This is a genomic window from Corynebacterium sp. TAE3-ERU16, assembly GCF_019209935.1.
GTDB classification, from domain to species: domain Bacteria; phylum Actinomycetota; class Actinomycetes; order Mycobacteriales; family Mycobacteriaceae; genus Corynebacterium; species Corynebacterium antarcticum.
This window is the reverse complement of the sequence record NZ_JAHUTN010000001.1, coordinates 175,207-187,623: the sequence shown is the minus strand read 5'-3', so window position 1 is coordinate 187,623 and position 12,417 is coordinate 175,207. Positions and strand designations below refer to the sequence as shown.

Here is a 12,417-nt window from a genome sequence, read left to right as displayed (position 1 = left end):
AAGCCCGGGTCAGTCCTCGTCGGGTTCAAGGATCGTCTGACCGGACCCCGTGGTGCCCCTGCGGAGGTCCTTGACCTCCTTCATCCGGGGTTCCGGATCGAGTTTGTTGGCGACGGCCTTCCGGGTCGCGGTGACAGCGGCGCGGGCCACCGGAGACTCGACCGCCATGGTGTACCCCTTCTTGAGCTGGTGGTAGCGCTTTCGGCCGGCCTTCGTGCCGAAGACGTAACCTGCGGCCGCACCGACGACGAACTGGATCATGTGAGGGGGATGCTCCTTGATTGGGGGGGGGCTGGGGTCGTTGTCCTCACTCTACCGAAGGTGTCGACCACGGGCAGCGGTCCGGAGCAGGCGACCCACCACCGCCGGTGGGCGGCTCCGGGTTGCCACCGGTCGCGACGGGGAATGTTGTTAGTCTGGGGTCGGTTCCGTGCCCCGGGGACCGGTGGAGCGTCGGGGCGGTGCACGGCACACGATCCTCCACCGCTACCCCGAGGAGGACATGTGGCACCGTCCCGTACCATCTGGTTCGACGCCGAGCAGCTGCGCGTGGCCGTCGACATGGGCACCGTCGTCGACCGGGTCCGCGAGGCCCTGATCAGCCTGCACGGGGGTGAGTTCGAGATCCCGTTGCGTTTCGCTCCGGGCGAGGGGAACTTCCTCGTCATGCCGGTGCGACACATCGCGAGTGAGACGCTCGCGGTGAAGTCGTTGTCGGCGAATTTCACGGGCCGGCGTCCGGCGCTGTCGGGGACGCTCACGTGGGAGGAGTGGCGCACCGAACGGCACGTCGGTACGGACGCGGCGGAGGCCACCGCGATGCGCACCGGGGCTGTCAGCGGTGTCGCGGCGGATCTGCTGGCGGCGCCCGACGCCGATGCGCTGACGGTCATCGGCGCCGGGGGACAGGCCCCCGACCAGATCCGCGCGGTGCTCGCCGTCCGCGCGATCAGCTCGGTCACCGTCGCCGCCCTGACCCGGGAATCGGCGGAGGCGTGCATCGCACGGGTCGCCGGCGAATTCCCGGATGTCCGGTTCACCGCCTCCGACGATCCGCGTGCCGCCGTCGCCGGCGCCGACATCATCTGCTGTGTCACACCGTCGACCGAGGAACTGTTCAGACTCGAGGACCTCGAACCCGGAGCGCACGTCAATCTCATCGGGTCCTACCGTCCGGAGATGCGGGAGATGTCGGGAGCGGACGTCGCACGCACGGCACTGTTCGTCGACGACGTCGAGGCCGTGACGGCTGAAGCGGGGGAGATCATAGAGGCGGTGGACAACGGCGAACTGGATCCGGGGGATCTGCGTACCCTCGGCTCCGCCCTCGCGGCGGGAGATGTGTCCCACGATCCGGCGAGGGTCACCGTATTCAAATCCGTGGGCGTAGCCGTCCAGGACTGGGCACTCATGCGTGCGCTCGTGGACACCGTGGACACCGACGGATCCGACTGACGCCCGGGCGGTGGAAAGAAGAAAGGCCGGGCGGTGGAAACCGTCCGACCTTCTCTGTGGCTCCCCCAACTGGACTCGAACCAGTAACCCTTCGATTAACAGTCGAATGCTCTGCCAATTGAGCTATGGGGGAATGACTTCATCGTGTCCCGGAGCGCGCCCCGGGCAACGAAAAATTACTATATCGGCGCCCGTGGGGGATGGCAAATTGCCACCTCAGACATCTTTTCAGGTGGTTGGCCCGGGGTCGGTGACGCCGGTGTGACCGGGAGGTGGCGTCGCGGTTATACTGTGAACCGGTCGACGGTCACCGAGCGTCGGCGCGGGGCTGTAGCTCAGTCGGTTAGAGCCGCGGACTCATAATCCGCTGGTCCCGGGTTCGAGCCCCGGCGGCCCCACCGTGATGTCCCGCTGCGAGCGCAGCGGGACATCACGCTTTCCCGGGGCACCGGGATGCGGATGTGTGCTCCCGCGGTTCCGTGGTGTCAGGTGGGTGTGCCGGGTTGTCGGGGGTGTTTGCGGGGCCGCCCCCGGTGGGTGGGATGACATGCGGGGTGGATTCGTGGTCGGATAAGGCACATGCTCACTGTCGACCCCTCCATCCTGGGGATCTACCGCAGTCTCGACCTGATCGGCGTCCTGCTCAACGGGGCCATCGGCGGGACGATAGCCCGGCAACGGAACTTCGACATCATCGGGTTCTCCGTACTGGCGCTGCTGTCCGCGCTCGGCGGAGGCATGGTCCGGGACGCCCTGCTCCAGCAGGGACCGCCGGCGGCGATCGCCGAACCGATGTACATGGGTGTCGCCGTCGCCGGCGGTGTGCTGGCCATGGTCATCCACCTGAAGGGGCGCGCGTGGGAGCTGTTCCGGGTGCACGGGGACGCGGTGATCCTCGGGGTGTGGGCGGTCACCGGGTCGACCAAGGCGCTCAGCTACGGGCTCCCGGCGGCCTCCGCCGTATTCATGGGTGTGCTGACGGCGGTCGGCGGGGGAATGATCCGGGATGTGGCCTGCGGGGACATCCCGTCGATCTTCGGTGGGAACACGCTCTACGCCACCCCGGCCATCACCGCTGCGACGACGATGGTCGTCTTCAACTGGGCGGGTCACGACGGCGTGGGCATGATCGCGGCGACGGTCTGCGGCGCCGGCTTCGCGATCCTCGCCTACTGGCGCGGCTGGGTGCTGCCGGCCAATCCGGAGTGGGCGCCGGTCAACATGACGGCGGCGCAGCTGGTGAAGGCGTTGAAGCGCGCCGAGCGCAGGGGGGAGCGCGACGGTATCGCTGAAGGACGTCGCGAGGGCCACGCGGAAGGCGTCGCCGAGGAGCGCAGGAGATGGCGGGCTTCGGGCGCTGAGGATCCCGACCTTTCGGACTGATAGCCACTGAAAGGTGTCGTGAACTGGGTTGAAGCACCCTTCCAAAAATAGACAGATCGGTATATATTGACTGGACAGATCGGTTCGGAGTAGGGTCTTCGGCATGAGCCTCCGCCAGTCCGTGAACATCACCCCCGGAACCGTGACCGGCCCGGTCACGGGCTGCTGTCCGGGCATGCGGATGTCGCGCCACTGTCGCTGACCCACCTCGTGGAGCGTGGCGGGCGAGCCGTCACCGCGACCGGCCCCGCCGCCCTGCGCCGGTACACCGTGAAGCCACAGAACTCAGGCCGCGTGCCGGCGTGCCAGGGAACCCGCGCCCCCGAACCAACACACCCATCTTCAGTTAGGACCATTTGACGTGTCTACATCAATCTCCGGTTCCCGGACCCGCTCTGACGATGTCCGGGATCCCGACGCGGCGACGAAGCCCGGGAAGCGGTCCAATCCGCTGACGAGTTTCGGCGCCCAGATCATCTACGGCCTGATCATCGGACTCATTCTCGGTCTCGTCTCCCGTTCCCTGGGCGGCGGGAACTGGCTCGCCGCGACGCTCACCACCGTCGGTTCGGCCTATGTCGGCCTGCTCAAGGTGCTCATTCCGCCACTGGTCATCACCGCGGTGGTGACCTCGATCGCCAACCTCCGACAGGTCACCGATGCAGCCCGCCTCGCCTGGCAGACCCTGCTGTGGTTCGCCGTCACGGCGCTCGCCGCAGTCCTCGTCGGCATCGGCGTCGGGCTCCTGATCCACCCGGGACGCGGTGCCAGCATCGACGTGGCCTCAGCGGCAGATCCCGGCTTCGTGGGAAGCTGGTCCGCCTTCATCCAGTCCCTGGTGCCGAGCAACATCCTCGGGCTCGATGTCCGTCTCTACGGCTCCGGAGATGCGCTGGAGGCCAGCCCCAACTTCAACGTGCTGCAGCTGCTGCTCATCTCGATCGCGTTCGGCATCGCCGCGGTCAAGGTCGGCAAGGACGCGGAGCCGGTGATCGGCTTCGCCCGCTCCCTGCTCGCCATCGTGCAGAAGGTCCTCTGGTGGATCATCCGCCTCGCCCCGATCGGCACCGCCGCGCTCATCGGTAAGGCCGTCGCCGTCTACGGCTGGGAGGCCATCGGTTCCCTCGGCAGCTTCGTGCTCGCGATATACATCGGACTGGCCATAGTCATCGGCGTCATCTACCCGCTGGTGCTGAAGTTCAACGGGCTGTCCATCACGCAGTTCTACCGCAAGGTCTGGCCCGCGACCTCGCTGGGCTTCGCCACCCGTTCCTCGATGGGCACCATGCCGGTCACGGAGCGTACCGCCGTCGGTGCACTCGGAGTTCCCCGCGCCTACGGCTCCTTCGCCGTCCCGCTCGGTGCCACGACGAAGATGGACGGCTGCGCCTCGATCTACCCCGCCATCGCGGCGATCTTCGTCGCCGAGTTCTACGGCATCGATCTCCAGCTGACCGACTACCTCCTCATCGTCTTCGTCTCGGTCATCGGCTCCGCCGCCACGGCGGGAACCACGGGAGCCATCGTCATGCTCACGCTGACGCTGTCCACTCTCGGCCTTCCGCTCGAGGGTGTCGGGCTGCTCCTCGCGGTCGATCCGATCCTGGACATGGGCCGGACCGCGGTCAACGTCACCGGCCAGGCACTCGTTCCGACCGTCGTGTCGAAGCGCGAGGGCATCCTCGATGAGGAGCTGTTCGCCTCGGACCGTACGGCGGCCAGCGCCGAGCGCTGAATCCGGTGGTCCCGTCCCCGACAGGAACCGGGGAAGAAGCGGCCGATCCGACGGACACCACGTGCCCGTCGGATCGGCCGTTCGCCGTGGGAGCCGGCCCGACGCCCGGGGCCTGCCGGTGCAACGGTCTGCCTGGCTCCGCACCGGGGCGGGGTACGGCCCGACACCCGATAGAATCCCGTGCATGGACCTCAACGCTCTCGCTTCCCTGGACTCCTGGCCCGTCGACAACGCCGCTGCCGCGGTCGTGTCGGGCGGAGAGCTGACGACCGTGGGGGACACCGGACGAAGCTATCAGCTGGCCAGCGTCACCAAGCTGTTGTCGGCGTGGGGATTCCTTCTCGCGGTGGAGGAGGGCGTGTTCGACCTTGATTCCGGGGTCGGTCCCCACGGGGCGACGGTCCGACAGCTCCTCTCCCACGCGGGTGGAGTGGGATTCGCCTCCCGGGAGCCGGAGCGGGATCCGGGTACCAGGCGCATCTACTCCTCCGCGGGCTTCGAGATCCTCGCCGACGTGGTGGCGGGGGAGGCGGAGATGGAGTTCTCCGAGTATCTCCGGGAGGGTGTCTTCGAACCCCTGGGGATGAACCGGACGAGATTGACCGGATCCGCCGGGCACGGCGCGGAATCGACCGTCCGTGATCTGACGGTCTTCGCCCGGGAGGTGCTCAGTCCGACCCTGCTGCACCCGGAGACCGTTGACGCCGCCATGCAGGTGCAGTTCCCCGATCTCGACGGGGTGGTTCCCGGGTACGGGATGCAGAAGCCCTGTCCGTGGGGACTCGGATTCGAGATCCGTGGACGGAAGGACCCGCACTGGACCGGGGCCGGGATGCCCGCCGACACGGTGGGGCATTTCGGGCAGTCGGGCACGTATCTCTGGGTGCACCGCCCCACGGAACGGGCGATGGTGGTACTGACGGACAGGAACTTCGGCGAATGGGCGAAGCCGCTCTGGTCGGAAACGAACGATACGGTCTGGGCGGAGCTGGCCACCTTCTGATCCTCAGGTTGAGGTTCAGGAAATGGGGGGATCAAGTTGTCGTCGAGAGTTGCCGGTGTGATCTGTGTTGCCTGACACTTGGGTCAGGATAGTCCGCCGTTACCTTTCTGTTATCGCCCGCCGTCACCTGATCGATGATCACCGTGACCGGGGAGACGGACAGGGGCGGGGGAGCGCAGACCGAGGCCGTTGGGGAAGACGAACCTCGTCTTGCACCATCCAGCGTGGGCGCACGAACGATGGAGACATCGTGCGACCGCTCACGCTGGCATGGTGTTCACCGTGCTGCCCATTGCGAGGACATCCGTGACACAGCGATCAACATGCTCCACCGCGCCTGCCCTGCGCGACGGTTCCGGCGCCGGACAACCGGACCGTGCCGCTGGCGCGCGCACGAACACCACCCACGCACGCCTGACCATCACCGGACTTCCGGTGAACCTCCGTCCGGTGGTGGAGACCGCCATGGCCGTGTGCCTGCCGACTCCGGGCCTCCAGGCCCCGCCCGGTACCGATCCGCTGACCGCGGACTGGTGCACCGGCTGGAGTCGCTCGTGCGCCGTTCCGCGCGGAGTCGACTGCAGTCAGCCGCTCAGCGGGGCACGGAACGAACTGCTCCGGTTGGCCAGGCTCCTGGACGGTCTGGGCGACACCCACGGATTCGACGTCGAACTGACCGTGTTCGACCGCAATCCAGCGGATGACCGGTGGACGGCGGGGTGGGGCTGAATCCCGCGACGGGAAACCGGAACGGGGAATCCCGTTACTGACCGGAGTTGTCCTCCGCGGCGCGTTCGTCGACCAGCGCCACGATATCGGCGACCGTGCCGAAACGGTCCATGTCGGTGTCGACGATCCGGATGCCGAAGGCATCCTCGAGGCGCACCGCGATCTCCACCAGGGACAGTGAGTCGATGGCCAGATCCGAGATCCGGGAGTCGCCCGAGATCTCCTCCGGCTCGAGCCCCGAGGCGGTGCCGATGACGTCCACGACGGTTGTCAGTGTTCCGGTACCCGGTTCGGCGGCATGGGTGATGGGTTCGGTGAGCGACATCTCGGGCGGTGTCCTTCGCTGTTGATCAGACGGTTCGGGGCGGTGGTGCCACTGCCCAGGCTACCGGCACGTGACCGTGTCATACCAACGGGCGCCGAGACGGTATTGTGTGATCGATCGAAACCGTCGACCCCTCAATCAGGAAGGCCACCATGGTCCTGGATCCCGGCCGCGCGGCCAACGCACTGCGCCGTATCTCCCACCGGATCACCCCGTGGGGGCGCTCCGGTCTGCGCACCGTCCGAGCCGGCATCCAGACGGAGGGGATCCGCCCCGGACTCACCGACATCGACCGTCGCGGGATCGTGACCAACGACGGGATCGACCTCCACTACTACGAGGTCGGCCCGGAACACGCGGACACCACCGTCGTCTTCGTGCACGGGTTCACACTGACCGCGGAAGCCTGGTTCTTCCAGGTGGATCATCTGCGCCACAGCCACCCCGACATCCGGTCCGTGCTGCTCGATCTCCGCGGGCACGGCGCCACCGGGAAGGTCGACCCCGAACGGTGCACGATCGACGGCGCGGCGGATGACGTCCTCGCAGTGATCACCGCGAGGGTCCCCACCGGTCGGATCATCCTCGTCGGACACTCCATGGGGGGAATGATCCTGATGAGCCTCGTGCGCCGCTGCGGCGACGCCCTGCGCGCCCGGATCTCCGCCGTGATCACGGTCTCCACCGCGATGGAGCCGATGGCCTCCGGCGGGATCGCCCAGATCATCGACAATCCTGTCGCGGACCGGGTCCACGGGGTGATCTCCCGGAACCCCGAGGAATCCGACCGGATCCGGAAGGAGATGATGGAGATGCTCGCGCCGGTTCTGGCGGTGACGATCTTCCAGCGCAACGACACCGACTACGACGTCATCGAGTTCCACGCCGACCAGATCCAGGAGACCCCGGCCGAGACGTACATCGGCTTCTTCCCGGAACTGCAGAGCCACCAGGAACTCGCTGCCGTCGCCTACCTGAGCGAGATACCCGGCTACGTCGTCGTCGGGGACAAGGACAACGTCACGCCGGTAGAGCAGGCGGAGCGCACCGTCGAACTGTGGCCGCGGGCGAAACTGAGGGTCATCCCCGACGCGGGGCACATGGTGGTGCTGGAGGCCCCGGACGCGGTCAACGCGATCATCGACGAGGCCATCCTCGCCACCCGCCCGGCGGTTCCGCACGCGAACTGACGATCACCGGAGAAGGCTGAATCAGAGGCCCGTGACCGAGGTCTGCCCCGGAGCCGCGGTCTTCACGGTGAGGTCACCGCAGAAACTGAACCCCCCGATCTCGATCTCGGGGCCGGTGGGCCTGCCCGCAGCTGCGGTGCGGAAATCCCCGAGGACCGTCGTCGCGGTCACCGTCACAGACACCCCCTCCGGGATGATCAGGGTGCAGTCCCCGAGCAGGCTCACCAACGTGATCCGGCAGTGGTCCGACGCCATCGTGGCCTCCCGCAGATCGAGCGTCACATCCCCGATGAGCGTACGGATCCGCAGTTCCCGGGGCAGGTGCCAGACGCCCCGGGTGGAGACGTCCCCGAGCACCATGTTCATGGTTCTCCGGTCGGGGTCCGAGACGGCGGCGCGGTTCTGGATCGGCGCCGGAACCCGCTGCACCGTCGCCCGGATCTCGTCGGGGGTCTCAGCCGCCCAGACCGCCGCGGACAACTCACTGAACGTCCCGAGATCGAGCTGACCCCGTCCCACGGCCCCGATCAGGTCCGCCTCGGTCTCCTCGCGCAACCGGCGGTGCGGGATCCCACCCGGATCCCCGGTTGCTCCCGGCCCGCCAGATGTTGAGTCCATGGTCCCGATACTAGCGGGGTCTCCCCGTGTCGATCCTGCTGGCCGGTCGGGGGACGTACCGTAGGTCGACGGAAGAAACGGGCTGTGTGCCCCGGAAACCAGTTTTCCGGGGCGCACAGCCCGTGAGCGAGAAGCGTCGACGATCCGGTCAGACCACCGTCGGATCCGTGATCTCGAACTTCGTGGCGGCGTTGTCCGCCACGGAGACGTCGATCTTCCCTTCACGGGCGAGACCGGCGAGAACAGCCACGACGACGGACTCGGCGTCGGTGTTGAAGAACCGGCGGGCGGCCCGGCGGGTGTCGGAGAATCCGAAGCCGTCGGTACCGAGGGTGGTGTAGTCACCGGGCACCCACTTGCGGATCTGTTCCGGCAGCGCGGTGGCGAAGTCTGAGACCGCGACGAACGGGCCGGAGACGTCAGCCAGCTTGCGCTGGACGTACGGGTCCTCGATCTCCTCCGCGGGGTGGCGGAGCTGCTCGAGATCGCGGGCCTGGCCGTCACGGGCGAGCTCGTTCCACGAGGTGACGGAGAAGATGTTGGACCGGACGCCGTACTCCTCGGCCAGGATCCCCTTCGCCTTGAGCGCCGCCTGCATCCCGATGCCGGAGGCGAGGATGGAGGCCTCGTGGCCCTCGCCCTCACCGGCCGGATCGTAGAGGTAGATGCCCTTGTGCAGGCCCTCCACATCGAGGTTCTCCGGCTCCTTCGGCTGCGGGGTCGGCTCGTTGTAGATGGTGAGGTAGTAGATCACGTTCTCACCGCGACCCGGGCCGTACATGCGGTCGATGCCCTCCCGGATGAGGTGCGCGAGCTCGAACGCGAACGCCGGGTCGTAGGTGACGACGGCGGGGTTGGTCGAGGCCAGGATCGGCGAGTGGCCGTCCATGTGCTGCAGACCCTCACCGGTCAGTGTGGTGCGACCCGCGGTCGCACCGAGGAGGAAGCCACGGGCCATCTGGTCCGCTGCGGCCCAGATAGAGTCACCGGTGCGCTGGAACCCGAACATCGAGTAGAAGATGTAGAGCGGGATCATCGGTTCGCCGTGCGTGGCGTACGAGGTGCCGGCGGCCATGAACTCGCCCATGGAACCGGCCTCGTTGATGCCCTCGTGCATGATCTGCCCGTCGACGGCCTCCCGGTAGGAGAGCATCAGGTCGTGGTCGACAGGGGTGTAGTTCTGGCCGTGCGGGTTGTAGATCTTCAGGGTCGGGAACCAGGAGTCCATGCCGAAGGTGCGTGCCTCGTCCGGGATGATCGGGACGAACCGGCGGCGCAGTTCCTTGTCGCGCATGAGTTCCTTGAAGGTGCGCACGAGCGCCATGGTGGTGGCGACCTCCTGCTTGCCGGAACCCTTGCGCAGGGACTTCAGCGCGTCGATGCCCGGGACCTCGAGCGGCGTGTACGAGGAACGGCGTTCGGGCACGAAGCCGCCGAGCTTGCGCCGGCGCTCCAGCATGTACCGGATCTCCTCGGAATCCTCGCCGGGATGGTAGTACGGCGGCAGGTAGGGGTCCTTTTCGAGCTCCTCGTCGGAGATCGGGATCTGCTGCTTGTCGCGGAACAGCTTCAGGTCGTCGAGGGTGAGCTTCTTCATCTGGTGGGTCGCGTTGCGGCCCTCGAAGTTGTGGCCCAGTCCGTAGCCCTTGATGGTGTGTGCCAGGATGACCGTCGGGCGGTCCCTGGTCTCCATCGCGCGCTGGTAGGCGGCGTAGATCTTGCGGTAGTCGTGGCCACCGCGCTTCAGCTTCCAGATCTCCTCGTCGGTCATGTCCTCGACGAGCTTCTTCGTCTCCGGTGTCCGGTTGAAGAACTCCTCGCGGACGAATTTCCCGTCGTTCGCGCGGAACGTCTGGAAGTCGCCGTCGGGGGTGGTGTTCATCAGGTGGACGAGCTCGCCGGTCTTGTCGCGCTCGAACAGCTCGTCCCATTCGCGGCCCCACACGACCTTGATGACGGACCAGCCGGCACCGCGGAAGAAGGACTCGAGCTCCTGGATGATCTTGGTGTTGCCGCGGACGGGTCCGTCGAGACGCTGCAGGTTGCAGTTGATCACGAAGGTCAGGTTGTCCAGGTTATTCAGTGCGGCGAGCTGGATCAGGCCACGGGATTCCGGCTCATCCATCTCACCGTCACCGAGGAACGCCCACACGTGCTGCTGGGAGGTGTCCTTGATGCCCCGGTTGTGCAGGTAGCGGTTGAACCGGGCCTGGTAGATGGCGTCCATCGGACCGAGACCCATGGACACGGTGGGGAACTCCCAGAAATCGGGCATGCCGTGCGGGTGCGGGTAGCTGGGCATACCGCCCTGGGGGCGGGAGACCTCCTGGCGGAAACCGTCCATGTCGTCCTCGCTGAGTCGACCCTCGAGGAACGCGCGGGCGTACATGCCGGGGGAGGCGTGGCCCTGGAAGAAGACCTGGTCGCCGCCGCCGGGGTGGTCCTTGCCGCGGAAGAAGTAGTTGAAGCCGACCTCGTACAGCGGGGCCGAAGAGGCGTACGTGGAGATGTGTCCGCCCACACCGATGCCCGGTCGCTGGGCGCGGTGCACCATGATCGCCGCGTTCCAGCGCATCCACTTGCGGTAACGGCGCTCGATGGCCTCGTCGCCGGGGAACTCGGGTTCCATCTCCGTCGGGATGGTGTTGACGTAGTCGGTTGAGGTGAGCGGAGGAAGGGGAACGCGCTTGGCCGTGGCGCGCTCCAGGAGCCGGAGCATGAGGAATCGTGCCCGATCAGGGGTGGCTTCCGCGAGGAGGCCGTCCAGCGACTCCATCCACTCGCGGGTCTCCTCGGGGTCCGAGTCGTTCAGATACGACGCGACACCGTCCCGGATCAGCGCGAAGTTGCTGTCATCGGGTGGCGTGGCAGTGGTGTCCTGGTTCTGGGACATACCGAATCCTCCTGTGGATCAATCATCTGGTGCCTGTGTTCGGGCTGCCCGGCTCGGGAGCCCCTGTTCGGGGTTTTCCTCCGGAAGGTGTGCCCGTTCCCACGATCAGTGGGAAACGCACGTGTGTACACAAGGATACGGGTCCGACGGCGGTATGGGCGCCCCGGGCGATATCCCCACGGAACACACCCGCCGCGAGCACTGCTTTTAGCCGGGACGGCGTGGCGGACAACGACCGGGAAATTGTTTCGGGGGCGACACCGGTGTGGATTCTGGCTGAAATACCCCGGGTGATGGACCACTGCGACGAGAAACCCGGTAGCGTGTACTAGCGAGATCACATCACCCGGGTAATCTCCGGACCCCAGCACCCGGCCACACGGGCCGGGAGTGGGCAACGGTGCACCTTCCCGGATCTATTTTAGGAGGAAACACACAGTGAGCGACGCTCCGGGCGCGGCCAAGGAAAGCGCCCAGGATTACGCCATGCTTCTCGGGGTCGAGCCGGACCACATCGTTCAGGAGGTCGGCTGGGACGAGGACTGCGACACCGACATCAGTGAAGCGGTCGAGGACGTCATCGGGGAGGCCCTTCTCGAGGAAGACACCGACGAAATCTGCGACATCGTTCTGCTGTGGTGGCGCGAGGAAGACGGCGATCTGGTGGACGGCCTGGTCGATTCGATCCGCCCCATCGCCGAGAACGGTCGGATCTGGCTGTTGACCCCCGGGGCCGGTAGGCCGGGCCACGTCGAACCCGGCCTGATCGCGGAGTCCGCGCAGCTCGCGGGTCTCGTCCAGACCTCCGCCGAGCGTCTCGGGACATGGCAGGGCTCGTGCCTCGTGCAGAGCGGCAAGAAGCGTTAGCTTCGGTGTTACGGCGGCGCTCGTGCTAGAGTGACCGTCGTTGTTGACCGTGTTCACGAGCGCTCGCGAGTGGACCCGGTGCGCGCGCCTTTAGCTCAGCTGGAAGAGCAGCTGGTTTACACCCAGCAGGTCGGCGGTTCGAGCCCGTCAGGGCGCACCACGACGGGAGGGCCCGTCCGGCGAAGGCCGGGTGGGCCCTCCCGTCTATCTTCTGTTGTC

At 66.9% G+C, this 12,417-nt stretch carries 11 protein-coding genes and 3 tRNA genes; 9 read left to right on the top strand and 5 right to left on the bottom strand.

The annotated features are described in order from the left end of the window. Window positions 1-9 precede the first annotated feature (9 nt). Window positions 10-261: a hypothetical protein gene (locus tag KRX55_RS00815; RefSeq protein ID WP_200253125.1), complete on the bottom strand. Its 252-nt coding sequence runs from the start codon at window positions 259-261 to the stop codon at window positions 10-12. 243 nt (window positions 262-504) lie between these two features. Between KRX55_RS00815 and KRX55_RS00810 the strand changes: the two genes are divergently transcribed. Beyond that, window positions 505-1,455: an ornithine cyclodeaminase family protein gene (locus tag KRX55_RS00810; protein ID WP_218405970.1), complete on the top strand. Its 951-nt coding sequence runs from the start codon at window positions 505-507 to the stop codon at window positions 1,453-1,455. A gap of 57 nt (window positions 1,456-1,512) precedes the next feature. Here the strand turns inward: KRX55_RS00810 and KRX55_RS00805 are convergent. Then, window positions 1,513-1,588, bottom strand: a tRNA-Asn gene (locus KRX55_RS00805). Window positions 1,589-1,779: 191 nt separating this feature from the next. On the opposite strand from KRX55_RS00805, the gene KRX55_RS00800 reads away from it, so the two are divergent. From KRX55_RS00800 to KRX55_RS00780, 5 genes are all read left to right on the top strand, one after another. Next, window positions 1,780-1,853, top strand: a tRNA-Ile gene (locus KRX55_RS00800). A gap of 181 nt (window positions 1,854-2,034) precedes the next feature. After that, window positions 2,035-2,838 carry a trimeric intracellular cation channel family protein gene (locus KRX55_RS00795; protein WP_218405969.1) on the top strand — a complete coding sequence of 268 codons (804 nt, stop codon included), beginning with the start codon at window positions 2,035-2,037 and terminating at the stop codon, window positions 2,836-2,838. 451 nt (window positions 2,839-3,289) lie between these two features. Continuing rightward, a complete protein-coding gene (locus tag KRX55_RS00790; RefSeq protein ID WP_218406208.1) occupies window positions 3,290-4,573 on the top strand; it encodes a dicarboxylate/amino acid:cation symporter in 1,284 nt (427 codons plus the stop codon). 184 nt (window positions 4,574-4,757) lie between these two features. Then, entirely contained in the window at window positions 4,758-5,576 is an 819-nt protein-coding gene (locus KRX55_RS00785; RefSeq protein WP_218405968.1) for a serine hydrolase domain-containing protein, read from the top strand. A 306-nt stretch (window positions 5,577-5,882) separates the two neighbouring features. Continuing rightward, on the top strand, window positions 5,883-6,305 hold the full coding sequence (locus KRX55_RS00780) for a hypothetical protein (protein WP_218405967.1): 423 nt from the start codon (window positions 5,883-5,885) through the stop codon (window positions 6,303-6,305). Between the two features lie 34 nt (window positions 6,306-6,339). Here KRX55_RS00780 and KRX55_RS00775 read toward each other — a convergent pair whose 3' ends face one another. Then, on the bottom strand, window positions 6,340-6,630 hold the full coding sequence (locus KRX55_RS00775; RefSeq protein ID WP_218405966.1) for an acyl carrier protein: 291 nt from the start codon (window positions 6,628-6,630) through the stop codon (window positions 6,340-6,342). Window positions 6,631-6,782: 152 nt separating this feature from the next. Here KRX55_RS00775 and KRX55_RS00770 point away from each other — a divergent pair, with 152 nt between their 5' ends. Continuing rightward, entirely contained in the window at window positions 6,783-7,820 is a 1,038-nt protein-coding gene (locus KRX55_RS00770) for an alpha/beta fold hydrolase (protein WP_218405965.1), read from the top strand. Window positions 7,821-7,841: 21 nt separating this feature from the next. On the opposite strand, the gene KRX55_RS00765 is transcribed toward KRX55_RS00770, so the two are convergent. Together KRX55_RS00765 and aceE are read right to left on the bottom strand one after the other, a co-directional pair. Further along, window positions 7,842-8,438, bottom strand: a complete 597-nt coding sequence (locus KRX55_RS00765; protein WP_218405964.1) for a LiaF domain-containing protein — start codon at window positions 8,436-8,438, stop codon at window positions 7,842-7,844. A gap of 148 nt (window positions 8,439-8,586) precedes the next feature. Next, window positions 8,587-11,331, bottom strand: a complete 2,745-nt coding sequence (aceE, locus tag KRX55_RS00760) for a pyruvate dehydrogenase (acetyl-transferring), homodimeric type (protein WP_218405963.1) — start codon at window positions 11,329-11,331, stop codon at window positions 8,587-8,589. Window positions 11,332-11,817: 486 nt separating this feature from the next. Here aceE and KRX55_RS00755 point away from each other — a divergent pair, with 486 nt between their 5' ends. Both KRX55_RS00755 and KRX55_RS00750 read left to right on the top strand, forming a co-directional pair. Continuing rightward, window positions 11,818-12,198, top strand: coding sequence for a DUF3052 domain-containing protein (locus KRX55_RS00755; RefSeq protein WP_200261114.1), 381 nt, complete (start codon window positions 11,818-11,820; stop codon window positions 12,196-12,198). An 84-nt stretch (window positions 12,199-12,282) separates the two neighbouring features. After that, window positions 12,283-12,358, top strand: a tRNA-Val gene (locus tag KRX55_RS00750). The last annotated feature ends 59 nt before the right edge of the window (window positions 12,359-12,417 follow it).

Bases quoted from the DNA above. Each gene is read 5' to 3' on its own strand.
- KRX55_RS00815 (WP_200253125.1), bottom strand. From the start codon at position 261: ATGATCCAGTTCGTCGTCGGTGCGGCCGCAGGTTACGTCTTCGGCACG.
- KRX55_RS00795 (WP_218405969.1), top strand. From the start codon at position 2,035: ATGCTCACTGTCGACCCCTCCATCCTGGGGATCTACCGCAGTCTCGAC.
- KRX55_RS00785 (WP_218405968.1), top strand. From the start codon at position 4,758: ATGGACCTCAACGCTCTCGCTTCCCTGGACTCCTGGCCCGTCGACAAC.
- KRX55_RS00775 (WP_218405966.1), bottom strand. From the start codon at position 6,630: ATGTCGCTCACCGAACCCATCACCCATGCCGCCGAACCGGGTACCGGA.
- KRX55_RS00770 (WP_218405965.1), top strand. From the start codon at position 6,783: ATGGTCCTGGATCCCGGCCGCGCGGCCAACGCACTGCGCCGTATCTCC.
- KRX55_RS00765 (WP_218405964.1), bottom strand. From the start codon at position 8,438: ATGGACTCAACATCTGGCGGGCCGGGAGCAACCGGGGATCCGGGTGGG.
- aceE (WP_218405963.1), bottom strand. From the start codon at position 11,331: ATGTCCCAGAACCAGGACACCACTGCCACGCCACCCGATGACAGCAAC.
- KRX55_RS00755 (WP_200261114.1), top strand. From the start codon at position 11,818: ATGCTTCTCGGGGTCGAGCCGGACCACATCGTTCAGGAGGTCGGCTGG.